The 23,787-nt window shown below is 45.4% G+C and carries 21 protein-coding genes; 13 read left to right on the plus strand and 8 right to left on the minus strand.

Annotation, left to right across the window (positions count from 1 at the left end):
* The first annotated feature begins 6 nt into the window (after positions 1–6).
* Both CEF13_RS06055 and CEF13_RS06060 read left to right on the plus strand, forming a co-directional pair.
* The gene (locus CEF13_RS06055) at positions 7–324 is read left to right on the plus strand and encodes a transposase (RefSeq protein ID WP_102709085.1); all 318 of its coding nucleotides are present in this window, start codon (positions 7–9) and stop codon (positions 322–324) included.
* Complete coding sequence (locus tag CEF13_RS06060; protein WP_244917140.1) at positions 273–1,196, plus strand: IS3 family transposase; 924 nt, start codon at positions 273–275, stop codon at positions 1,194–1,196. The genes CEF13_RS06055 and CEF13_RS06060 overlap by 52 nt, the downstream gene beginning before the upstream one ends.
* Positions 1,197–1,366: 170 nt before the next feature.
* Here CEF13_RS06060 and CEF13_RS06065 read toward each other — a convergent pair whose 3' ends face one another.
* Genes CEF13_RS06065 through CEF13_RS06075 form a run of 3 tightly spaced genes read right to left on the minus strand, consistent with a single transcriptional unit; the run spans position 1,367 to position 4,281 of the window.
* Positions 1,367–2,182: an ABC transporter ATP-binding protein gene (locus CEF13_RS06065; RefSeq protein WP_102709886.1), complete on the minus strand. Its 816-nt coding sequence runs from the start codon at positions 2,180–2,182 to the stop codon at positions 1,367–1,369.
* A gap of 43 nt (positions 2,183–2,225) precedes the next feature.
* Complete coding sequence (locus tag CEF13_RS06070; protein ID WP_102709887.1) at positions 2,226–3,272, minus strand: FecCD family ABC transporter permease; 1,047 nt, start codon at positions 3,270–3,272, stop codon at positions 2,226–2,228.
* Positions 3,265–4,281 carry a FecCD family ABC transporter permease gene (locus tag CEF13_RS06075; protein WP_102709888.1) on the minus strand — a complete coding sequence of 339 codons (1,017 nt, stop codon included), beginning with the start codon at positions 4,279–4,281 and terminating at the stop codon, positions 3,265–3,267. The genes CEF13_RS06070 and CEF13_RS06075 overlap by 8 nt, the downstream gene beginning before the upstream one ends.
* 188 nt (positions 4,282–4,469) lie before the next feature.
* Here CEF13_RS06075 and CEF13_RS06080 point away from each other — a divergent pair, with 188 nt between their 5' ends.
* The 3 genes from CEF13_RS06080 to CEF13_RS06090 all read left to right on the plus strand — a co-directional run bounded on the left by CEF13_RS06080 (position 4,470) and on the right by CEF13_RS06090 (position 7,885).
* Entirely contained in the window at positions 4,470–5,468 is a 999-nt protein-coding gene (locus CEF13_RS06080) for an ABC transporter substrate-binding protein (RefSeq protein ID WP_102709889.1), read from the plus strand.
* 156 nt (positions 5,469–5,624) lie between these two features.
* Positions 5,625–6,530 (plus strand): cation diffusion facilitator family transporter, encoded by a 906-nt coding sequence (locus CEF13_RS06085; RefSeq protein ID WP_102716234.1) that lies wholly within the window; start codon positions 5,625–5,627, stop codon positions 6,528–6,530.
* Between the two features lie 326 nt (positions 6,531–6,856).
* A complete protein-coding gene (locus CEF13_RS06090) occupies positions 6,857–7,885 on the plus strand; it encodes a C40 family peptidase (protein WP_243864709.1) in 1,029 nt (342 codons plus the stop codon).
* Positions 7,886–8,032: 147 nt separating this feature from the next.
* Here the strand turns inward: CEF13_RS06090 and CEF13_RS06095 are convergent, their stop codons facing one another.
* The 3 genes from CEF13_RS06095 to CEF13_RS06105 form a co-directional block, all read right to left on the minus strand.
* Complete coding sequence (locus tag CEF13_RS06095) at positions 8,033–8,665, minus strand: YqaA family protein (RefSeq protein WP_102709890.1); 633 nt, start codon at positions 8,663–8,665, stop codon at positions 8,033–8,035.
* A gap of 276 nt (positions 8,666–8,941) precedes the next feature.
* Positions 8,942–10,357: an NAD-dependent malic enzyme gene (locus CEF13_RS06100; protein WP_102709891.1), complete on the minus strand. Its 1,416-nt coding sequence runs from the start codon at positions 10,355–10,357 to the stop codon at positions 8,942–8,944.
* Between the two features lie 86 nt (positions 10,358–10,443).
* Positions 10,444–11,559, minus strand: coding sequence for an MGDG synthase family glycosyltransferase (locus CEF13_RS06105; RefSeq protein WP_102709892.1), 1,116 nt, complete (start codon positions 11,557–11,559; stop codon positions 10,444–10,446).
* A gap of 203 nt (positions 11,560–11,762) precedes the next feature.
* On the opposite strand from CEF13_RS06105, the gene kapB reads away from it, so the two are divergent.
* The 8 genes from kapB to CEF13_RS06145 all read left to right on the plus strand — a co-directional run bounded on the left by kapB (position 11,763) and on the right by CEF13_RS06145 (position 22,188).
* Complete coding sequence (gene kapB / locus CEF13_RS06110) at positions 11,763–12,158, plus strand: kinase-associated lipoprotein KapB (protein WP_243864710.1); 396 nt, start codon at positions 11,763–11,765, stop codon at positions 12,156–12,158.
* 652 nt (positions 12,159–12,810) lie between these two features.
* Positions 12,811–17,415 carry a glutamate synthase large subunit gene (gene gltB / locus CEF13_RS06115; protein WP_102709893.1) on the plus strand — a complete coding sequence of 1,535 codons (4,605 nt, stop codon included), beginning with the start codon at positions 12,811–12,813 and terminating at the stop codon, positions 17,413–17,415.
* A gap of 266 nt (positions 17,416–17,681) precedes the next feature.
* Complete coding sequence (locus tag CEF13_RS06120) at positions 17,682–18,122, plus strand: PilZ domain-containing protein (RefSeq protein WP_102709894.1); 441 nt, start codon at positions 17,682–17,684, stop codon at positions 18,120–18,122.
* A 46-nt stretch (positions 18,123–18,168) separates the two neighbouring features.
* Entirely contained in the window at positions 18,169–19,554 is a 1,386-nt protein-coding gene (locus tag CEF13_RS06125; protein WP_146022682.1) for a sugar phosphate nucleotidyltransferase, read from the plus strand.
* Between the two features lie 11 nt (positions 19,555–19,565).
* On the plus strand, positions 19,566–20,027 hold the full coding sequence (locus tag CEF13_RS06130; protein ID WP_102709896.1) for a S24/S26 family peptidase: 462 nt from the start codon (positions 19,566–19,568) through the stop codon (positions 20,025–20,027).
* A 66-nt stretch (positions 20,028–20,093) separates the two neighbouring features.
* Positions 20,094–20,387: a hypothetical protein gene (locus CEF13_RS06135; RefSeq protein WP_102709897.1), complete on the plus strand. Its 294-nt coding sequence runs from the start codon at positions 20,094–20,096 to the stop codon at positions 20,385–20,387.
* An 84-nt stretch (positions 20,388–20,471) separates the two neighbouring features.
* A complete protein-coding gene (locus tag CEF13_RS06140; RefSeq protein WP_102709898.1) occupies positions 20,472–21,392 on the plus strand; it encodes an ABC transporter ATP-binding protein in 921 nt (306 codons plus the stop codon).
* Complete coding sequence (locus CEF13_RS06145; RefSeq protein WP_102709899.1) at positions 21,385–22,188, plus strand: ABC transporter permease; 804 nt, start codon at positions 21,385–21,387, stop codon at positions 22,186–22,188. Before CEF13_RS06140 ends, CEF13_RS06145 begins: the two co-directional genes overlap by 8 nt.
* Positions 22,189–22,289: 101 nt before the next feature.
* On the opposite strand, the gene CEF13_RS06150 is transcribed toward CEF13_RS06145, so the two are convergent.
* A complete protein-coding gene (locus CEF13_RS06150) occupies positions 22,290–22,736 on the minus strand; it encodes a bactofilin family protein (RefSeq protein WP_102709900.1) in 447 nt (148 codons plus the stop codon).
* 31 nt (positions 22,737–22,767) lie between these two features.
* Entirely contained in the window at positions 22,768–23,760 is a 993-nt protein-coding gene (locus tag CEF13_RS06155; protein ID WP_102709901.1) for a M23 family metallopeptidase, read from the minus strand.
* Between the last annotated feature and the right edge of the window lie 27 nt (positions 23,761–23,787).

Genomic DNA, 23,787 nt, shown 5'->3' on the forward strand with positions numbered 1-23,787 from the left:
TCCTTTATGGGGGAGCAACGTCAACGATTTAATGAAGATTTTAAGAAGCAAACGGTTAAATATATTCAGGATCAGACGAAGTCCGTACCGGAGATTGCTACAGAATTAAATATTTCCTCGAGTACTGTACACAAATGGTTAGCCAAGTACCGAGAATTCGACAATGAATCTTTAGCAAACCCCGAGAAAGTTCGTCAATTAGAACAACAATTAAAAGAGAAAGAACGCGAAAATCAACTGAAAGAGCGAGCGCTAGCAGATCTCCAAGAAGAATTGGCCATTTTAAAAAAGGCTCTGCACATCTTCAGCAAAGAAAAGAACTAAGGTTCCAATTTGTCGAAGATCATCGCTCTGAGTATCGACTAGAGAAGATGTGCAAGGTCATGGAGATTTCTCGGAGCGGTTATTATAAGTGGAAACTAGCTAAACCTAGTGAGCAAAAGCTTCGCAAGGCAGCTGTAATCGAGCGAATCAACTATCATTTCCACGATACCAAAGGGATCTATGGTAGTCCGAAGATTACCCATATGCTCTCGTTAGAGGGCATAAACACCTGTGAACGTACGGTAAGCAACTATATGAATGAGGTAGGATTGCGTTCCTGTGTTTCAAGGAAATTCAGAGTAAACACCACCGATTCCAACCATGACCAGCCTGTAGCTCCGAACATCCTGAATCAACAGTTTGCTACAGAGGAGCCTAACCGGGTGTGGGCAGCGGATATTACCTACATTCCTTGTCGTGAAGGACGACTTTATTTGGCCAGTGTTCTCGACCTCTGTACACGTGAAATTGTAGGTTGGCGGCTTGCTGCTCGAATGACTGTTGAACTTGTCCTTGGCGCATTAGAAGATGCTTTTAAGACGAAAAAACCCAAAAAGGGACTTATCCATCACTCCGATCGTGGTTCGCAGTATGCTTCTGCCGAATATCGAGAAAAGCTTTCCTCCTATAAGATGACAGCCAGCATGAGCCGTAAAGGTAACTGTTATGACAACGCGAGTATGGAATCTTTTCATAGCGTACTCAAGAAAGAGCTGGTTTACTGCAAGACATTCAAGACGAAGAAGCAAGCTTATGATGAAATATTCCAATACATTGAGCTTTTCTATAATCGCAAACGTATCCATAGCTCACTTGGCTATTTATCACCAGTTCGCTTTGCTGCGCTTTTTCATAAGAAAAGCGCTAGCTAATTCTCCTAAATAAGTGTCCACTTTATTGACAGAGGTCCAAATCTAGCTCTATTTCCATGAAATCAACCAATATTGAACAAATAGAGCTAGAAACTAGCTCTATACTCCATAAACCCATCCCCAATATGCCTCTAATGAGATGAGTTAGATAACTCAGTTACGCACGTCGTCTACAATGCCTTGTTTAATGGCGTCGCAAGCTTGCGACCCTTGCCATGAGGAATACAAAGAGGCGTTCCGAATAACGGATCGGCTGTTACTTGGCATTCCATATCAAATACATCACGAATTAGCTGCTTGTTCATAATGACTCCGGGCTCGCCTTGCGCATGAATACGGCCATTCTTGACCGCTACAATATGATGCGCATAGCGGCAAGCGAGATTAATGTCGTGAAGAACCATTACAATTGTACGATTCTCCTGCTCGTTTAAGTCAAATAACAGATCAAGAATCTCGATCTGGTGAGTCATATCGAGGTATGTTGTAGGCTCATCTAGCAGAATAGTTGGCGTATTCTGAGCGAGTGTCATCGCGATCCAAGCGCGCTGCCTTTGCCCGCCCGAAAGTGAATCGACTGAGCGATTGGACAACTCACTCATATGCGTCACTTCAAGCGCCTTCTTAACCAGCTTCTCATCTTCATGCGACCATTGCTGCAGCCAGCTTTGGTAAGGATAACGGCCTTGTTTAACAAGCTGATGAACGGTCAGTCCTTCCGGTGCTATAGGGCCTTGCGGGAGGATAGCGAGCTTTCTAGCCACCTCCTTGCTTGAAAGCTTAGCTATCTGACTGCCGTCAAGCAAGATTGAGCCTTCTGTTGGCTTCATCAGACGGGCGAGTGAACGAAGCAGCGTAGATTTACCGCAACCGTTGCTGCCAATGAATACAGTGATTTTGCCTGCCGGAATTTGCAGGTCAAGATTGGAGAAAATTGCTTTTTGCCCATAGGATAAAGTAAGGTTTTTGGCTTGGATGCTGGACACGGGAAACACTCCCTTTCAATCTATTTAGAAACGGGATCGTTAGTTACGCCCCGTTGCGATGACGATAAAGTAAGTAGATAAAGAACGGCGCTCCTATTGCCGCGGTAAAGACGCCTGCGGGAATATCGAGTGGAATAAAGGCAGTTCTAGCTACGAGATCAGACAGAAGCAATACAAGCGAGCCGATTAATGCAGAAACAGGAATGACGCCGCCATAAGCGGGTCCAACAAGCTTGCGTGCAATATGCGGAGCCATTAATCCGATAAAGTTGATTGCGCCGCCGATCGCTACAGCCGCGCCTGCCAATGCTACGCTTATAATTAGAAGTATCGTTCGTTTCATCTGGACAGAGCTACCAACGCTAGTTGCCACCTCGTCTCCAAGCTCCTGTACGTTTAAATGTCTTGCATAAATAATAGCTACTGGCAAAAGTACGATGATCCATGGAAGCAGGGTCCATACGTCCCGTTTCCAAGAAACGCCATAAATGCTGCCTGTCATAAACGTGAATGCTTTAACCGCTACTGCAGTCGGTGTAAAGGATGCTGTCAGAATAAGCATGTAAGTGACAGCAGTTAGCGCAGTTGCCATGCCGATACCGATCAGCACGAGTCTCAGAGGCGTAATGCCGCGGCGGTATGCGAATAAATAAATAAGGAAAGCGGCGGCAAATGCTCCTGCTATTGCGCTGATAGGCATGTAACGAATGCTTAAATGTGAGAAATACAATATAAAAATGACGGTGCCGAGTGAAGCGCCTCCCGAAATGCCGATTATATCTGGTGAAGTGAGCGGGTTGCGAACAATGCCTTGAAGCAAAGCTCCAGAAACGGCGAGCGCTGATCCTACCAAAATAGCAATGACTACGCGCGGCATTCGAAGCGAGAAAATAATCATGGAATCCGATGAGTCTCCTATTCCCAGAAGGGCTCGGATAACGTTAGGCAGACTGATTGATTTGCTGCCTAGGCCGACGCATAAAACAACTGCGCTCAGATTGGCTATAATCAAAAGGAGGATCATCATTATGGTTCGCCGCTGCAATTGAAACGAGTGTTTCCACCCTCGAAATGTAATCCAATTATTCATTAAGGGTTCCTCCTCCTTTTCTAGCAATGTATACAAAGAAAGGAACACCGATAATAGCAGTCATTACGCCAATAGGAACTTCCTTTGGAAATAATATATAACGCGAGCCTATGTCAGCAGCCAAAAGAAGGATGGAGCCTAGAACTGCACAGTATGGAATGATCCAGCGGTAATCAATGCCAACTAAATAACGAGTCAGATGGGGCACTATGATACCTACGAATGCGATTGGGCCGGCCATCGATACGGAACCTCCTGCAAGCAGAACAATAATGATTCCAGCTGCAAGTTTAATATAGATGGTTTTTTGTCCTAAGCCGACAGCGACATCCTCGCCAAGCGCAAGCACATTCATATGTCTCGCTAGAAAAAGTGCGCCAATAAGTGCGATAGCAGTAAATGGGGCTGCCGCTGAGAAAATATTCATATCACGTCCAGCTACAGAGCCGACGAACCAATACAGAACTTGATCGAAGGTTTGACCGCCTGTTAACAGAACACCAAGTGATAGAGATGAGAAAAAGGCTGTTAATGCTGCGCCTGCCAATGTCACTTTAAGCGGGGTAAGGCCATCATTTCCGATTGAACCAAGCACATACACGAGTATGGATGTAAACGCCGCTCCGATAAAGGCTAGTGTGGCGAATGCCGACATACCGCTTGCTCCGAAGAATGCAGACCCGACTACTATAAAGAAAGCGGCGCCGGCGTTTATTCCGAAGAGGCTTGGCGAAGCGAGCTGATTACGGGTTATTCCTTGCATTAATGCGCCGGCTACGGCCAGGCTAGCCCCAGCAGCAGCGGCTATGAACGCACGCGGCATCCTTGCATTCTGGATAATCAGATGCTCTTGCGAGCCGTTAAATTCTGTGTATGAAAGTAAGATTGTCCGCCAACTGATATTTGTCACTCCGAAGGCGATACTGCAAATCATACCCGCCACAAAGAAGAGAAACAAGGCGATAAGCCCAGCAATCTTCCGAGAACGCGTTGTTAATAGAGTATCCATAAGTTTATCTTTTCCTCTTCTCTCGGTGCTTGTTGCTACTCAAATATTTTATGGTAACATGGATGCACTGTCAATGAGTTTGAAAATCATTATCACTAAAAGGATTGACTTTCTTTTATCCTCCTGCTATAGTTTCGTTTGTAGTTATAATGAGAATCATTTTCAATGAGAAAGGGAGTAAATTACAAATGTTTAAAACATTAAAAAGAAAATTAAATTGGACAGCTGCTGCGGCTTTGTTATCGATCGCAGTAGTCGTTACTGGATGCGGCCAAGCTAATTCCAATAATAGCAATGGAAATGCGGCGACTCCAGCAGCTTCCGATACACCTAAAGCGGAAGATGTTCGGAAAATTACACATGCAATGGGCGAGACTGAAATTAAAGGAACGCCAACTCGTATAGTGGTGCTAACAAACGAAGGAACGGAAGCGCTGCTGGGTCTTGGCGTTAAACCAGTGGGTGCAGTCAAATCTTGGACTGGCGATCCGTGGTATGATCACATTAAAGCAGATATGGAAGGTGTTACGGTTGTTGGCGATGAGAGCCAGCCGAACATGGAGCTTATTGCAAGCCTTAAGCCCGATCTCATTATTGGCAATAAATTACGACAAGAAAAAGTATATGACCAGCTTAATGCAATAGCACCAACCATATTTTCTGAGACGCTTCGCGGTGAATGGCAAGCTAACTTTAAATTGTACGCAGAAGCAATCGGCAAAAAAGCAGAAGGCGAAAAAGCAATTGCCGACTATGACAGCCGCGCAGCATCATTTAAGGAAAAAGCTGGTGACAAGCTGAATCAGAAAGTTTCTGTTGTACGCTTTATGGCCGGCAAAACGCGTATTTACTTAGAAGATACTTTTACAGGAATTGCGTTTTCCAAGCTTGGCATTACCCGTCCTGATAATCAGAAATATTCAGATACATTTGTAGAAGAAATTACAAAGGAACGCCTTCCAGAAGTAGACGCCGACATGCTGTTCTACTTCACGTATGATACTGGTGATGGTAAAGGAACAAGCATGGAAGAAGAAATGCTGAAGGATCCGCTTTGGCAAAGCCTTCAAGTAGTGAAGAACAATAAAGCGATTCGAGTGAGCGATGCGATCTGGAATACATCTGGCGGTGTAATTGCTGCAAACCTCATGCTCGATGAATTATTCAAAATCTACGAAATAGAATAAAGATTGATCATATGAAAAAGAAGCAGTCGATTTTTATCCGGCTGCTTCTTTTTCTGCATAAGGCTGTTCATCAATAAAAAGAGAAGGCATGGTTTGGATTGAATTGATAATGGTTAGTTGATAATAGAAGTATCTGTGCTTGGGAGGGAATTGAAACTGAATCAGTATGAGGAGATTAAACAGGGTGAGAAGGGTGCATGGGTTAGTATCTGCTCCTATTTGTTACTTTCTACGCTTAAGCTCGTTGCAGGCTATTGGTTTGTGTCAGGAGCACTCGTTGCGGACGGTTTTAATAACCTCACCGATATTGTTGCATCAGGTGCTGTCTTAATTGGCTTACGGATTTCGCAGAAGCCTCCGGACAAGGATCACCCTTACGGACATTTTCGCGCTGAGACGATAGCGGCGTTAATGGCTTCCTTCATTATGGCTACAGTAGGCATTCAGGTTCTAATTAGTGCTATTAAATCTTTGTTTGCTTCGAATCAACATATTCCGAATTTATTATCTGCCTGGATTGCTTTATTTGGTGCCGCTTGCATGGGAGCTGTATACTTTTATAATCGCAGGCTGGCTATTCGAATCAACAATCAGGCGCTCCTAGCTGCCGCCAAAGACAATCTGTCAGATGCGCTTGTCAGTACGGGAGCGGCAGTCGGAATCATTGGCGCACAATTCGGGTTACCGTGGCTTGATCCCGTTGCAGCAATAGCTGTTGGCGTTATTATTTGCAAAACGGCCTGGGATATTTTTTATAGCGCTTCTCATGCGTTAACGGACGGTTTTGATGAAAAAGAGCTATCCTCCTTGCGTTCTTCAATTGCAAAAACAAAGGGAGTGAAGTCAATTAAGGATATTAAAGCCCGCGTCCATGGAAGCCATGTTCTTATTGATGTTATCGTACAGGTTGATCCTGATCTCTCGCTAATTGAAAGCCATGAAATAAGCGATGAAATTGAGCAACGTATGAGGAAAAGGCACAATATTATGAGCGTGCATGTTCATGTGGAGCCTGACGGGCATTTGGATAATGCTGTGAACAAAGCTACAAAAATACATTAATTCAAATCGGTAATTGTTTCCAATGATTTGTGGCTAGGGTAAAAATGAGTCTAAAGTACCGTTTGTATAAATGGATATTTGAACCTTTAGAGCGTTGGGGCTGTTGCATAGCCCAGCCTACGGAGGAAAGGGTTAGTAGTTGATTAACAATGGGCATCTTCGAGTCGAAGATGTCCTTTTTGTATTTTTTAACTGTAAAGGCTTGAGGCTCTGTTCCCATTTCTGCAATTCGTCAAATAGGAAGAATGGACGATGCTTGTCTATGTCTGTCGAACTTACAATAGGGTGAGTTCCACAATATTTACACATCAAGGGAGACCAACATCATGAAATATAATATGAAGCAAAAAGTGGCAACAGCTACGATAACTGCAGCTTTAATGTTTAGTTCCATAGCAGCTCCTGCCGCTTGGGCATTACAATCGGCTGAAGTTCAATCGGGTGTGAATTTTCGTTCTGCTCCGTCCACAAGCGCGTCAATCATTCGCAGCTTGAAAAAAGGTGAAGAAGTAACAATTATAGAAAAAGTAAATTCTTATTGGTACAAAATTCAGGACTCCAAAGGGAAAACAGGATACTTATCAACATCATCGAACTATTTGAAAGTTCAAAATAAGGTCGAATCGAATATTGCAACAGCTGTCGTTAAAGCATCCGTTTCTTTCCGGAAATCGCCATCAACATCGGGAGAACGAATCCGCTACTTGAAAAAGGGAGAACAGGTTGCCGTACTCGCCAAGACGAATAGCTATTGGTATGAGGTGAAGGATAGCGATGGCATTCGTGGATATGTAAGCACACAAGACTCCTATTTGGATGTCAAAGGTACTGTTACAGGGGGCGTGTCATCGAGTGGAGGCAGCTCTTCGAATAACGGAAACGATACGTCAACAACCCTCCCAGAGGAATCTGTTAAAGGTTCAGTTGAAAAAGTAATCGCGGCAGGCATGAAATATATCGGCACTCCTTACGAATACGGATCTGACCGCAACACAACTACGACATTTGATTGCTCAGATTTTGTCAGACAAGCGTTTATTGACGGCGCAGGCCTGAAGCTGCCGGCTGACTCGCGTCAGCAAGGGGATTATGTGAAGAAAAAAGGCGGAACAACAACGAATTGGAAAAACCTAAAACGTGGCGACGTGGTTTTCTTCATGGACTATAAAGGTTCGAAAGCATCCGCATATACCGGAATAAACAAATCCAAGGCAGCTATCTCACATGATGGCATATACTTAGGAGACGGAAAGATTCTACATACGTATTCCAAGGAGAGCGGCGGCGTGACCATCAGCAGCATGGAAGGCACACACTGGGAATATCGCTTTTTATACGGCGGCAGCGCGCTATAGGGTTCATTCGAATTTCCAAGAGGCAATGCGGATTAAACCGCTGAAGGAAGTATTAAGCAAGCAAAGGGCTCTGTTGGCAACAGAGCCCTTTATTTATGAATATATATTACGTATTTGCATATTTAGAAATGAAGAAATAATACTGGCTTATGATCCAAGCCGTATATTTGTATCTTCTGGTTGGTCAACTGCTGGTGCAGAAGTATTCTTTTCAAGCTCTTTTTTCTTGCGAAGTCTTTTGCGAAATAGGAGGAATATGACCACGATTGGCACTGCGCCTAAGAAAATATATAACGATACGTTCTTAACCATGCCTTCTGCTGCCCGGCCGTAGAAATAGAATAGTAAGCCTACCGTATAAAACTTAAGCCCCCTTCCGATTGCCGCGTAGCCGATCAAGCGCCATAGTGGAAAATTTAAGCATCCTGATAAAATAGTAAATACTTTAAAGGGGATTGGCGTGAATGATCCGATTAGAATAGCTGTTTCGCCATTTTTCTGAAATCGGTCGGTTGCACTGTCAATCCATTCTTTCTTTAAAAACTTATATAACACGGATTTTCCCATTAGTTTGCCTAGGTAATACCCAACTGGAGTTCCTAAGAGGCAGCCTATATAGCCAACGGTGGCCAGCCATATTGCTGTAGAGGGATTGAGTAAGCTTAATGATACTTGAAGGAAGAACGCTGGAATCGGAAAAATAACTGCATCAAAGAAAGCATGAATGAACAGTCCTAATGGTCCGAAATCCTTTAAAAAATCGATTACAGCTTGAAACATTACCAGGCTCCCTTTCCTTCAACTAACCTGCACATAAAGCCAGCTTAACAACTGAACTAAGCGGAATTCCTTTATATGCTAATATATGTTGCTGCTTGTTGAAAAAGCGCTTCGCGCTCCATATTTTATTATATCATATTTAATACGGTTAAACAGATGATAGGTGTCATACTTTTACGGCGCAATCTATTCATAAAAAAACCGCTTAGCAGTCACCATTAACGATACTAAGCGGCACACACGGCAAGAACAGATTGCCGCTTATAACCATGTAATTTATTCCCGAGGTTGTCTTCGCGAAACTCCGCTTTCCTGCGCGGCTTGAATGACGCGGCGGCGGACCTCCTCCACGACTCGCGTGTTGAAAACGCTTGGCACAATGTATAGACGGCTTAGCTCATCATTACTAATGACAGATGCAATAGCTTCGGCAGCAGCAAGCTTCATTTCCTCGTTAATAATGGTAGCGCGGCTATCCAGCGCTCCGCGGAAAATTCCCGGAAAGCATAATACATTATTGATCTGGTTAGGGTAATCTGATCTTCCCGTTGCGAACACGGCTACAATATCCTCAGCCAGCTCCGGCCTAATTTCAGGCTCGGGATTTGCCATTGCGAATACAATAGGCTGCTGCGCCATCGTCTCAATAAGTTCTCGAGAAAGTATGCCCCCAGCTGATACGCCTATAAATACATCAGCACCTTGAAGAGCTTCCGCTAAGCTGCCGCTGATTCGTTCCGAATTTGTATTCTCCGTATACCATTGCCACATTGGATTGTCATAGCTTTGCTCTGCGGTTAATATGCCTGCACGGTCGACCCCTATAATATGCTGGGCTCCTCCGGCAAGCAGCATCTTCGTGCATGCGATCCCTGCTGCGCCAATTCCGCAAACGACGATACGCGCCTCATGCAAGCTTCGTTCGGTCAGCTTGAGCGCATTAAGCAGGCCCGCATATAATACAACGGCTGTTCCATGTTGATCATCATGGAAGACAGGAATATCAAGCTCCTGCCGCAGCCTCTTTTCAATTTCAAAGCAGCGAGGCGACGATATATCCTCTAGATTAATGCCACCAAATGCTGGCGCGAGATTTTTGATCGTAGCTATGATCGCTTCGGTATCCTGTGTATCGAGACAAATGGGGAACGCGTCCACATCAGCGAATTGCTTGAACAGCATCGCCTTGCCTTCCATAACCGGCATTGCTGCATAAGGACCGATGTTGCCTAGACCGAGTACGGCACTTCCGTCCGATATGACGGCAACTGTATTCCGCTTGATTGTAAGCGTAAAGGCCTTCGATGGCTCTTCATGAATGGCCTGACAAACTCTTGCGACATCGGGTGTATAGACGCGTGATAGGTCGTCACGGTTTTGTATCGGTGTTTTGGGCTGAATCGTTATTTTACCGCCGAGGTGCAGCAGGAAGGTGCGATCAGATATATGGATCAATCGAATGCCCGGCAATGCCCCTAATGCTTTAGTTAGACGCTCGGCAGCGCCTTGCTCCGCCATTTTTACGGTCAGATCGCGAATGCTCTTGTTTTTGTCCGTTTGAATGACGTCAATGGCGATAATATCCCCATTAGCCTGCTCGATGGCTGTAGCCGCTTTACCGAATTGGGCTAGATGGGTATCCATCTCCAGCCTCAAAATAATGGTTTTCCCATCGGTCATTGGTGAACTCATAATAAACAGCTCCCTTCACTCAGATATACTATTTGGATAAAGGACTATAATTTATGCTTCATTTCAATGAGAAAAAAAGAAGGCCGTCACTGCATGAGGCGCAGGACGGCGTTTGGACAATTCGTCGGGTCATATTGTTGATTGCGTTTCGTTAGTAAGCTGTCCCTGAATTGGCCGGAAGCGTAAGGCTCGTGAATGAGCGAAAACCATTTATCAACGGTATCATTCGAATCAAGCATTTCACCGTAGCCGTTGCTTATGAAGTATTCGCAGTTTTCTTCTTCTTGTCCAGGAATTGGATCGTAAAACAACATAGGTATCCCTTTGCTCATACCTTCTGTGCAGGTCATCCCGCCTGGCTTCGTGATCAATAAATCCGATACATCCATAAGCTTGTTCACTTCACGCGTGAAGCCGAGAACATGAATGTTGGGGTGTTGAAAGAGAGGATCAGCCAGCATCTTTTCCTTCATCTTCTCATTAGAGCCAACGCAATAAATAAGCTGTGTGCTCTCTCGCCACTTCGTCATATATTCCAGAGCATTATCTTCATACATGATGCCCCATCCGCCGCCCATAATAAGAACGGTAGGAATGGCCTTTAATTGAAATTGCTCTCGAACAGCTTCCTTATCATATGTATGCCAGAAATTCGGATGAACGGGAATGCCAGTTACCTCAACGCTGTTTGCAGGTACGCCTTTTTCGATGAGACGGTCTTTCACAAGTGATGAAGAAACCAAATATCGGTTCACTTCCTTGCTGACCCATGAGCCGTGCGCATCATAGTCTGTAATCAGCGTATACAGCGGCATATCAAGTCCTAGTCGCTTAAGCCTCGCCACCACCGCATTAGGTCCAGGATGTGTGCATACAATAAGATCCGGCTTCAATTGCGATATGACTTGCGATGTTTGTGTGTAAAACATACGATGAAGCGCCAGCTGCGTAAGCCGATTAAATGATTTTTTATAATTGCTTCGGTACATAAGGCCTACCATTTTAGGCTGCTTACTTACCGTTTTCCGATATGCGGATACGATCCAAGGACCTAGTACCGGATTAAGGAATTTACCAAGCTCGATGACACGGGTTTGAATTCCCGGACACAGCTGTTTTAATCCAACTGCGAGCGCATAGGCAGCTTGAGTATGACCGGAGCCAAAGCCTTCAGAGAGCAGAAGCACTCTTTTCTTACGCATTCATTCCACCTACTTTTCTATTTCCATATTACGATGCAGGAGCAACTAACACAAGTTTTATCCGCGAGCGTTTCGAATAATGCGGTGGATAATTTGTCCTAAACGGCGTATACGTATATGATTAGTATATGAAACCTTGATCAAACTATAATTACATATATTTTACTATCAGAAGGAAATAATAGAAATGGGGTTAATGATCGATGGAACAAATGAATCAATTTGACCATAATCTAACAATTGGAGACATCGTGCAAGCGGAGGTTCGTTCTGGCCAGTATGTAGGCGAGCTTGTAGAGATTAATGGACCGCGTATGCTCGTTAAGGTGCTTGCCGTATTGAAGCATCCCGAGCAGGGTGATTTGCATAATCCGTATAATCCGGATGTTCCCATGTTCCATGAACGCCGTGCTCTCAGCTACACAGAAAAAACAACGGTGCTAAAACGTGATGTAAAACGTTATTCGGGCCAAGTACCAGATTATAGCGCTTCATTGAAGGCGGCGACGGCCGCTGAGATAGAAGCGCTTGACCGCTTGCAGCGCTGGGCTTCCAAAGGTCTTGAGCAGCTGCAGCAGCTTCAGAAGGAATACAAATAACCTAGCATTGACATGTTCGGCCAGCGCAGCAAGCGAGAAAAGTGCATGCTGCGCTTCTGTTCTGTATAGGTTGTATTCATAAAGCAATCACGCAATTAAGATAGCCAATACTGGATTTATCTACGCTAATCATACCTCGCCTTGAACCATTTTAGTCATGTTTTCTTCGTAAAGTTTTACTTATAAAGCCCAAATTGAAAGCTTCCTTAACTTGCTATACAAAAAACACGCATTGTTTTGCTAAAATAAGAGCAAACAACGGATGTCTGCTATCGTTAGGCCGCGTTTCGCCAAACAAATTGTTAGTTCAAAAATGGAGTGAAAACAGCTCTGCCTACTGTAAAAAAGTACAAACATCTAGGCGACAATTATAAAAATATTAAATTGCTTCCCCTATAGCCGGATGATAAAATAATATAATAAATCGTATTGTCGCGATATACGAATTCGGTATGTATCAACTAAACGTAAGTGCTCTTCCGGAGCGGCTTAAATCGTTTAACTTATAAATGGCAAGGAGCAGGCTGATGCGCTTCGCTGACTACCATTCTATGATAAAACAAGTCCAATAAAGCGTAATGCGTAATCATCGATGCTTATTTCAACACGTTCACGCTTACCCAAAAATCTTCTCATAGAAAGGTTGCACACAATGAAAGAATATATTTTGGGATTGCCGCCTAAGCAGGGGCTTTATGATCCGCAATTCGAGAAAGATGCTTGTGGCATGGGCTTCGTGGCCAACATCAAGGGAATCAAATCACACAAGGTCATCACTCAGGCGCTGATGCTGCTCGAGAACATGGAGCATCGCGGCGGCCAAGGCAGCGAACCGAATACCGGGGATGGTGCGGGCATATTGCTTCAAATTCCCCATGCTTTTTTTGCAGCGGAATTAGAAGAACAGGGAATTGTGCTTCCGAAGGAAGGTCAATACGCAGTCGGTATGATTTTTATGCCGCAGGACGAAGCGGCTCGCAGCGAAATTGAGCGTGAAGTGGAAGCAATCGTACAAGAGGAGAATCAAACCGTAATCGGTTGGAGAACGGTACCAACAGATGATGCGAAGCTTGGTGAATCCGCACTGGCTGTTAAGCCTTATGTACGCCAGCTGTTTATAGGCATGGATGCCAGCTTGCAAGACAATATGGCTTTTGAACGGAAATTATATATTATTCGTAAGCGCGCTGAGCTTGCGATTCGATATGCCGGCAAAGAAGGCGGCAATATGTTCTATTTCTCCAGCTTATCCTCCAGAAAAATCGTTTACAAAGGGATGCTTACGACGGAGCAGGTCCGTTCATTCTACACTGAGCTTAATAATGAGTCGGTTGTATCGGCGATGGCGCTTGTACACTCCCGTTTCAGTACGAATACGTTCCCGAGCTGGGAGCGCGCACATCCTTTCCATTATATGATTCATAACGGTGAGATCAACACGCTTCGCGGCAACGTGAACTGGATGCATGCCCGTCAAACGCTCTTTGCAACGGAATTATTTGGCGACGACATCGAGAAGATTAAACCGATTATTAACCCGGATGGTTCAGATACGGCGATGTTCGACAACACGCTTGAATTTTTATTTTTATCCGGTCGCTCCATGGCTCATGCCGCAATGATGATGGTTCCAGAGCCTTGGTCAAACCATGAAAGCATGAGCGATGAGCGCAAAGCATTCTATGAATATCACAGCACCTTGATGGAACCATGGGATGGACCAGCTGCGCTTGGCTTTACAGACGGCGTGAAAATAGGAGCGGTACTTGACCGTAATGGTCTCCGCCCAGCCCGTTATTATGTAACGAAGGATGATCATATCATTCTTGGATCAGAAGCGGGAACTGTTGAAATACCGCCTGAGGATATATTGTACAAAGATCGCTTGCGTCCTGGACGCATGCTTCTAGTTGATACCGAACAAGGCCGCATCATTTCGGATGAGGAAGTGAAAGCGGAGATTGAAACAGAGCATCCTTACCGCGAGTGGCTAAATGAGCATCTCGTTGATCTGGAGGAATTGCCGGATGCGCCGGAATTGCCTGAGCCGGATCATGCTACTGTGCAAATGAGACAGCAAGCCTTCGGATACACTTTTGAGGATATACGCAAAGTGCTTGAGCCGATGGCTGGCAGCGGCGCAGAGCCTATTGGCTCAATGGGCTATGACGCACCGCTTGCTGTTTTGTCTGAGCGTCCACAGCGTCTTTACAACTACTTTAAGCAGTTGTTTGCTCAAGTAACGAACCCGCCAATTGATGCGATTCGGGAGGAAATTATTACAGCAACTGGCACGACAATCGGGCCAGAGCGCAACCTGCTGAACCCGGAGCCGGAGAGCTCCCGTCATATCAAGCTGGAAACGCCAATCTTGTCCAATGAGCAGTTCGCGAAGCTGCGCCATGTGCGCCGCCCGGGCTTTCGTTCGATTACGCTTCCGATCTTCTTCGAAGCGAGCAAAGGCGAAGAGGGTCTGCGATTTGCGCTTACCCAAATGTGTGAAGCAGCAGACCGGGTTATTGCCAAAGGCCATAACCTGCTTATTCTCTCCGATCGTGGCGTTGACAAAGAGAATGCTGCCATTCCGGCTTTGCTGGCTGTGTCGGCTTTGCATCATCACCTGATTCGTCAAGGAACAAGGACGAAGGTTGCTATATTGCTGGAGTCTGGCGAGCCTAGAGAAGTGCATCATTTCGCGCTGCTGCTTGGCTACGGCGTTAACGCCGTAAATCCGTATCTGGCCTTCGAAACGCTTGATGATATGATCAGACAAGGCATGCTCCGCGGCGTATCGCATGAGAAGGCAGTCAAAAACTTAATAAAAGCTGCAACTAAAGGCGTCGTTAAAATATTGTCCAAAATGGGAATTTCGACGATCCAATCCTATCGTGGCGCCCAAATTTTTGAAGCGCTCGGTTTGAAAGAGGATGTCATAAATGAGTACTTTACGTGGACGCCGTCCCGTATTGGCGGTATAGGCCTTGATGTTATTGCGGAAGAGACGTTAAAGCACCATAACCGTGCGTTCTCGGAACAAGAGGGCAGCGAGAAGGAGCTTGATTCCGGCGGTGAATACCAATGGCGCAAAGACGGCGAGGATCATCTATTTACGCCTCAGACGATTCATACGCTGCAGATGGCAGCACGCTCTAACGACTACAAGCTTTACAAGAAATTTTCTGCACTTGTGCAAGGCGAGGATAAGAAGCATCTAACGCTGCGCTCTTTGCTGAAATTTAAACAAGGCCGTCAATCGGTTCCGATTGAGGAAGTGGAATCATTAGAGTCGATCGTGAAAAGGTTCAAGACGGGTGCGATGTCATTCGGCTCGATCAGCAAGGAAGCGCATGAGAGCCTAGCTATTGCGATGAATCGTCTAGGCGGTAAATCGAATACGGGCGAGGGCGGCGAGGATCCAGCTCGTTTCATTCCTGACGCTAACGGCGACTCAAGACGCAGCGCAATTAAGCAAGTTGCATCGGGACGTTTCGGCGTAACGAGCAACTACTTGGTGAATGCCGATGAAATTCAAATAAAAATGGCCCAAGGCGCGAAGCCTGGTGAAGGCGGACAGCTGCCTGGCCTTAAAGTTTACCCGTGGGTAGCGGAGGTTCGCGGCTCTACTCCTGGTGTAGGTCTAATCTCGCCGCCGCCGCATCATGATATTTATTCGATCGAGGATTTGGCGGAGCTTGTTCATGATTTGAAAAACGCTAATCCGCTCGCACGCATCAATGTGAAGCTCGTATCCGGTGTAGGCGTAGGGACAATTGCTGCAGGAGTAGCTAAAGGACGCGCCGATGTCATAATGGTCAGCGGCTATGACGGCGGAACGGGAGCATCTCCAATGGGCTCGATCCGTCATGCTGGTCTTCCGTGGGAGCTTGGCCTTGCTGAAACACATCAGACGCTTATGCTGAACAATCTTCGTGATCGCGTCGTGCTTGAAACAGACGGCAAAATGATGAATGGCCGTGATGTTGCGATAGCAGTATTGCTTGGCGCTGAAGAATATGGGTTCTCTACTGCTCCGCTCATCGTACTTGGCTGCATCATGATGCGTGTATGTCAATTGGATACTTGTCCCGTTGGCGTAGCTACACAAAATCCTGAGCTTCGCAAGAAATTTATGGGTGATCCAAGCCATGTTGTAAATTATTTGCGTTTCATTGCTGAAGAGCTGCGTGAAATTATGGCAGAGCTTGGCTTTCGCACCATTCAAGAAATGGTTGGACGCGTTGATATTCTGGAAACGAATCAATTGCTTGAGCATTACAAAGCGAAAGGCATTGATCTTAGCGGCATGCTATATGAAGCGGATTTGCCGAAGGATGCTGTACGTTATAATGTTCAACAGCAGAATCACGGGCTTGAGCTTTCACTTGATATGCAGCAGCTCGTGCCTCGGGCACAAGCAGCGCTTGAAAGAGGTGAGCGCGTACAGGCAGCGTTCCCGATTCTTAATACGAATCGTGTTGTCGGAACGATTCTTGGAAGCGAGGTAACTCGCCGTTACGGGGCAGCTGGCCTGCCCGAGGATACGATTTCGTATCACTTTGTGGGTACCGCAGGACAGAGCTTTGGCGCATTCGTACCGAAGGGTATTACACTTTCCATCGAGGGTGATTCCAATGACTATTTCGGTAAAGGGCTCTCGGGCGGCAAGCTAATTGTTGCTCCATCGCCGAAAGCTACGTTTGTTGCTGAGGAGAATGTCATTATCGGCAATACCGCGCTATACGGCTCTACTAGCGGGCAAGCATACATTCGCGGTGCAGCCGGCGAGCGTTTTGCCGTTCGGAACAGCGGCGCTAGTGTAGTTGTTGAAGGCGTAGGCGATCATGGCTGTGAATATATGACGGGCGGCCGTGTAGTCATTCTAGGCCAAACAGGACGCAACTTCGCAGCTGGCATGTCCGGAGGCGTGGCATATATTTATGATGCGAATGGCGAATTCTACAACCTTTGCAATTTGGAAATGGTATTGCTGGAGCGTCTTGAGGAGCCGGAAGACATTGCAGAGCTTCGTGGATTGATCGAGCGGCATACTGCGTGCACGGAGAGCGCTGTTGGTTCCCGTATCTTAAAGGATTGGGATGCTTCCATTACAAAATTCGTAAAAGTTATTCCTAAGGACTACAAGCGGATGCTCGAGCAAATTCGCAAAGCAGAAGATACAGGATTGCAAGGTGAAGAAGCATTGCTCGCGGCTTTCGAAGCAAATAAGAAAGAGCTTGCTCGTGCAGGCGGGAAATAACTATATCATCTCTCTGTCTATTGATAGGGGAGAAGGATAAAGTCATTCAAGAATAGGGACTGTCACTGTTGTGGATCAACCACAGCAAGTGGCAGTCCCTTTTTTTCGACAAAATTTCATCAAAATAGAAAAAAGCTGCGTCCACTAACCGACAAATTCCATCCGGCGACTCGGGTATAATTATTGTATTATTCCTTGCAGAACTACCATTCTAGCAGGGGAAATCCGTAGCGTAATAGATGACAATGATGATGGAGGAATGAAGGATGGCGACTTCTTCAGACAATAGCTCGCGTGCGCATATAAGACTTCACTTCACAGACGGCGTTCAGGCAGAACTTCGATTAATCAACAAGGCTGGCAGACAGCTAACGAGTTCAACAACTACGGTTCTTATGCAAAATATTAGTCAAAACGGTTTATGTTTCATATCTAATTTGCAGCTGCCTATCCAGCCTAATTATTTGGTTGAGCTGAGAATGTCCATCTCGAATGTTCAGCTAATTGTTCGCGGACGAATCTTATGGCAATCGCTGACTGGCGATCAATTTGTTCATGGTGTCTTATTCATCTGCTCAGATGCAATGCGCTCTTTAATTATCGGCGTGATGAATCACGAATTGCTAGTACGACAGCCACAGCAGCAAAAAATCCATCATTTATACAATAGGCCGATACATACGAAAAGAATTTATAATAGCGGCTAGTATTTTTTAGTTGTGAATACACCTATTGCTGGAAGGGGCGCATCCGTTGAAAATTATTTTATTATCAGGTGGATCTGGAAAAAGACTGTGGCCCTTATCCAATAGCAAGCGTTCAAAGCAATATTTGTCTGTGCTCGAAGGTCCAGACGGTCATTTGGAATCGATGCTGCAGCGGTTATGGAGACAGCTGAAGGAGGCAAACCTGCAGGAGCATACTCGGATTGCAACCTGCCGTCAACAGGCAGAAGTCGTGCAGAGGCAGGTGGGCGAAAGCGCTCCTCTTATCATTGAACCAGAGCAACGCGACTCTTTCCCGGCGGCCGCACTAGCAGCTGCTTATTTGTATTCAATAGCAGGAGCTGCCTTAAATGAAACCATTATTGTAATACCGGTTGATACTTATGTGGAAAGTGATTTTTTCACATATGTCCGTCATATTCCGAACCTCTTCAGACAAAGTAAATCAGAGATGATTATGGTTGGGATAAGGCCAAGCTATCCTGCGGAGCAATACGGTTATATTATTCCGGAGAAAAATCATTATTCTCACGCTTCTGCTGGTTTAGCAGCTCAGAATGTTAAAGTCCTTAAAGAACGGCCATTTGAAGCGGAAGCCGAAGCATGGATTAGGGAGGGAGCATTATGGAATAGCGGCATTTATGTATTCCAGCTTCATTTTATGATCTCGTCACTGATTGCTCACGGTATGCCGATTCATTATGATGAGCTTTATAAGCAGTACTGTAAGCTGTCCAAATCGAGCTTTGAATCCGAAATCTCTCAAAAACTCGGTTCCATATCCGTCGTTTGCTATGAAGGAGCATGGAAGGATCTTGGCACATGGAGATCGTTGTCGGAGGAGATAACGTTCCAGCGTCTAGGCATGGGCGAATTATCGGATGATTGCGAGCAGTGTCAGCTTATCAACGAACTGGATATTCCGATTACGGTTGTTGGATTAAAAAATGTAATCGTAGCGGCAAGCCTCGATGGTATTCTTGTAACAACGAAGGACTCAGGCTCCATCCTCCATGAAAAGCTGCAGAAAATGAACGAGCGGCCTAAATATGAGGAACGACGCTGGGGACATGCCAAGATTATTGATTCAATGATATCAGCATCTGGGGAACAGGTAATCATTAGACGAGTATTCATCGCTGCAGGCCACAATTTCAGCTATCATATGCATTTCAAAAGAAAGGAAGTATGGACGATTCTTTCTGGGGAAGGGCTCCTCATTCAGGATGAAGCTTACCGTTCTGTCGTGACCGGTGATGCTGTCCAAATACCTGAACGATCAAGGCACAGCTTGCGTGCGGCTACGGATATGGAGCTAATCGAGGTGCAGACTGGCAGTAGTATTCAGGACGATGATACGATTAGGCTGGGCCATACATGGGAAGAAATTACGAATCAATATAATTGGGTATAGGGGACTAGAGGATGGTTGGCAGGAACGAGCTTGCTGTCATTATCGCAAAGGTTATTGAGATTCGAGGCTCTATTGACGTGACATGCTACGGTAACGCAATGTATCCTTTTTTGCGGGAAGGGAATATGTCTACATTCGTTCGCGTTCAGCAAGATAGGCTGCAGATCGGAGATATATGCTTATTTGAAAGTGATGCTGGACGTCTATTGCTTTATCGCATCATTGATATAGACGATGACCAGCAGTCGGTACTTTATACCTTTCGAGGAGATACCTATGATGTGCCGGAGAAGCCTGTTCCTTTCTCACAAATTATCGGTAAATTAACTGCTGTTCATCGTAATGGGAAAATCGTATATGTGGATAACTGGCAGTCTCTTCTATTAGAGGCAGCCGTTCTGCAAATCCCTTTTTGGACCAAATTTTTCAGATGGATTGCGAAGCGTCAACATAATCGAACATCTGCCATATAGAACGGCATCTTTTATAACGAAGGTTTGATACAATCATTACGAAATAGAGAGGAAGCGATCTATCGGATGATGTGTTCAAAGGACCGTTTTTATTGTGTTAGTTGCGGAGAGATGGTTTCCAAGCCTGAGGCGGATATATTGTTTAGAACAGGATTTTTCCGAGTAGTGCATCGAATGGGTTATTGCATCTCATGCAGTATCGAGCAGGATAAGCTGGATGCTATGGCTGGATTATCAGGCAAGACTAGTAACTATGACTATAAAATGTTCCTTCGTGCGGATGCCAAAGTTGCCGAACATGTTGTGCAGCCTTATCGAGCAAATAATAATGATTGCCTCCTCACTACAGCTCCGCTGTAGGAGGAGGCAATTTTTGGTAACTACCATTTGTTTCCTTAATGGTTTATACTAATAAGGATTTTCTTAAAGAGGAGGAGCAGAGTGATGGAACAGCCTATTGTTAAATTACAAAATGTAACTAAAAAAATCGGCAGCCGCACCATTATTGATCAACTGACACTTGACTTGCCGCTAGGAGAAGTATTCGGTTTCCTCGGTCCCAATGGCTCGGGTAAGACGACTACAATTAGAATGATGGTTGGCTTAATGTCTCTAACGGCCGGTGAAATTTTGATTGGCGGGTACAGCATAACAAAGGAATATGAGAAAGCCATTCGTCATGTAGGTGCGATTGTAGAAAATCCCGAAATGTATAAATACTTAAGCGGCTATGATAATTTAGTCCATTATGCAAGAATGATTCCGGGCATTACGGAGCATCGCATACTTGAGGTCGTCAAGCTTGTCGGCCTAGAGGGACGCATTCGAGATAAGGTGAAAACCTACTCGCTGGGGATGAGGCAGCGGCTGGGAGTAGCTCAGGCGATTCTGCATAAGCCTAGATTGCTTATTCTGGATGAGCCAACAAACGGACTGGATCCCGCTGGAATACGTGAGCTTCGAGATTATTTGCGCTTGCTGTCCAAGGAGGAAGGTCTTGCCGTATTCGTCTCAAGCCATTTGCTCTCTGAGATGGAGCTGATGTGCGACCGCGTCGCTATTATTCAGAATGGCAAACTGATTGATGTACGTACGATTAAGGGAGACGAGACGCGAGCAGACATTTCACATATGTTGATAGAGGTGGATCGCCAGCAAGGGGCAATAGAGGCACTGCTAGCTGCAGGGCTAAACGCTGCTGCTGAGGGTAATCATTCTATTTCAATTGAGGCGAATAGAGAAGGCACGGCCTTCATTAATGCGACGCTGGTAGCTGCCGCCATCAAGGTGTACAGCATACGCGCGCAGGTGAAATCACTTGAAGACCAGTTCTTGGAAGTGACAGGAGGAGAGCGCATTGGTTGATTTTTTACAACTTGTTCGAAATGAGAATATGAAAATATATCGTCGACCTCGAACATGGGTGATGACGCTTATAATGGTCACTCTGGTGCTGTTTATTTCGATTATGTGGCGAATATTCAGCAAGGGAGAGACATCGATGTGGGATGTTATATCGATGGAGTCATTTGTTTTATTTTTACTAGTGACCATATTTACGGTTGTCGTCTCTGCTGGCAGTGTAGCCGAGGAGTTCACAAGCGGGACCATTAAGCTGCTGCTCATCCGTCCCTGGTCCAGATCAAAAGTATTGTTATCGAAGTACATATCCAACGCTCTGTATGCGGCCTTGCTTACAATCATCCTATTCGCAAGCTCATTATTGTTGAACTGGCTGCTCTTTGGGCTTAATCCATCAGACGCGGCTAAACAAAGTACGGTGCCTTTGCCTGGAGAAATGGCGCCATTTGCCTATTTGCTTAGATTTTATGGCATGAAGTTTATTACATTGATGGTGACTATGACACTAGCCTTTATGCTGTCAACGATTTTTCGGAGCAGCGGGCTGGCAATTGGTTTATCCTTGTTCTTGCTGTTAGGTGTCAGCAGCTTCGTCCCACTGCTGGCCATGCTGGATTATGAGTGGATCAATTATTTGTTATTCATGCATCTAGATCTGACTAAATATATTGGAAGCACCGTATTGGAGGATGGCAGCGGTTCAAGCCTCAGCTTCTCATTAAGTATAATCGGTGCATACTACGTTCTATTTATTGCTTTAACCTGGTATGTGTTTAACAAGCGGGATATATCGGCTTAATACCAACTTAAAAAAACCGTTTCATAGCTGTGCTCATCTCGATGAGTTACATGCATGAAACGGCTTTTTTTGTTGGGGATCTATTGAGTTAAAAAGAATCGTTATCCAGCTTGACGTGATTTCTCTTTAGTTTCCTTTGCATTCGGTTCCTTGCCATGCAGAATAGGCGGTTCCGATTCGGCTACTGAACGGTTTTTGGGATCCGGTGCTTTCTCCATGCTGCACTTGCCGTTAAGCATTCCTCCATCTTGTACGATAAGCGTATGGGCGGTAATATTGCCGCTCAGATGACCGGAGGAGGTAATGATTAGCCGGCCTGTTGTTAGAATATCACCGAAAACCTTTCCTGCAACGGTCACATCGCGAGCTGTAATGTTTGATCTGGCGATACCGCATTCTCCTATAATAACGTCTCCCTTGCACTCGATATCGCCGCGATACTCTCCTTCAATGCGTAGACTGGCTTCACAAATTATTTTTCCTTCGCCGAGCGTGCCCTGCCCGATTAAAGTATCCGTTGCTGCAAGCCGTTTGTTTTCTTTGAACATCTTGATTATTCCTCCTTCATATTGAATGTGATTAGCTTTCATTAGCGAGAAAAGGTAAAGGATTAACAGCGACCTTCTTTTGATAAATTTGAAAATGCAAATGAGGGCCCGTGCTTCTGCCGCTTGAGCCCAGCAACCCGATTTTCTCACCGCGGACGACAAGATCGCCTTCCTTAGCCATACTTTGTTTCAAGTGCATGTATTCGCTTTGCAATCCCCCTAAATGATCAATAATAATATAATTGCCAAGGGATTTATCAAACCCTGTTTCTGACACTACGCCGTCTGCTGCACTAAATACGGGGTCGCCAAGCATGCCTATTATATCAATGCCTGCATGGAAGGTCATTCGGCCAGTGAAAGGATCACTGCGGTAACCAAATCCTGAAGTAATAGATATGGTTTTGGTTGGCCAGCCTGAAGGATAAGCGTCCACCATCATTCGTCTCTCTTGCGCATGCTGAAGTGTAAGCGCCATGGATTGTTCCATGCTGTCTACCATGACATTTAATAATTGCAAGTCAAGATCGGTTTGCTGGGAGATTGCAGCTATTTGCTTCATCTTATAATTGCTGGTGCCGGAGCTGGATAGCTTCGCAATAGCTGGTATTCGTGAGGTTGATAGCTTCTGTTCCGTGCTGCTTGATGAAGGAATGGAGCTTCCGTACTTTTCAATAAACTGCTTAAGCCTAAGCTCCAGCTCATGCAGCTCGTCAACCTTACTGTTCAGCTCTTGCGCTTGGCGCGACAGCCCAAGTATATCCTGCTGCAAGGAATCGATAACTTCATCCTTTTCGGATACCGTATGTGCAAGGAGAGCATCCTGCCTCGATAATTGCTCCTCCAAATTCCGCAGCTCATAAGCTGATTTCAATAGCAAACCTCCAAAACAGCCCGAAACCGCGAGAATTGCTATTGTAGGAACGGCAAATACCGATCGCTTCGTTACATGAAATTGCTTAACGGTTTTGTCAGCGCCGCGCATCACCACAAAAGACCATGTAGGCTTTCGCGCTCGTCTCAAATGATTTCCCCTTTCTGCCAAGATACG

This window comes from Paenibacillus castaneae, from assembly GCF_002884445.1.
Classification (GTDB): Bacteria; Bacillota; Bacilli; order Paenibacillales; family Paenibacillaceae; genus Pristimantibacillus; species Pristimantibacillus castaneae.